1 protein-coding gene is annotated in these 483 nt (G+C 67.5%); it reads left to right on the top strand.

The features are described from left to right. The coding region (locus tag GQB03_RS22655) for a 3-hydroxyacyl-CoA dehydrogenase family protein (protein ID WP_235027188.1) at positions 1 to 483 on the top strand (483 nt) is incomplete at both ends.

Raw genomic sequence — 483 nt, 5'->3', positions numbered from 1 at the left:
CGATGCTCGACGATCTCGAAGCCTGGCTCACCACCCGGCTCGGCAAGAGCATCGTGCGCGCCCACGATACCCCCAACTTCGTCGCCAACCGCGTCGGCGTGTTCTCGATCCTCGCGGTGATGCACCACACCGCCCAGATGGGGCTCGGCTTCGACGAGGTCGACGCACTCACCGGCCCGAACATCGGCCGCCCCAAGAGCGCCACCTACCGCACCGCCGACGTGGTCGGGCTCGATACCCTCGCGCACGTGGTGAACACCATGGACGCGACCCTGCCCGACGATCCCTGGCATCGCCATTTCAAGAGCCCGGTGTGGCTCAAAGCGCTGATCGACAAGGGCGCACTCGGCCAGAAGACCCGCGCCGGCATCTACCGCAAACAGGGCAAGCAGATCATGGTGCTCGACCTCGCGCAGCAGGACTACCGCGCCAGCGCCGCCGAGGTGGCGCCGGAAGTGGCGGCGATCCTCAAGAACCGCGACC

The organism is Cognatazoarcus halotolerans (assembly GCF_009800965.1).
In the GTDB taxonomy this organism is placed as follows: Bacteria; Pseudomonadota; Gammaproteobacteria; order Burkholderiales; family Rhodocyclaceae; genus Cognatazoarcus; species Cognatazoarcus halotolerans.
The sequence above is the reverse complement of the archived record's forward strand: the minus strand, read 5'-3'. Positions and strand labels throughout refer to the sequence as shown.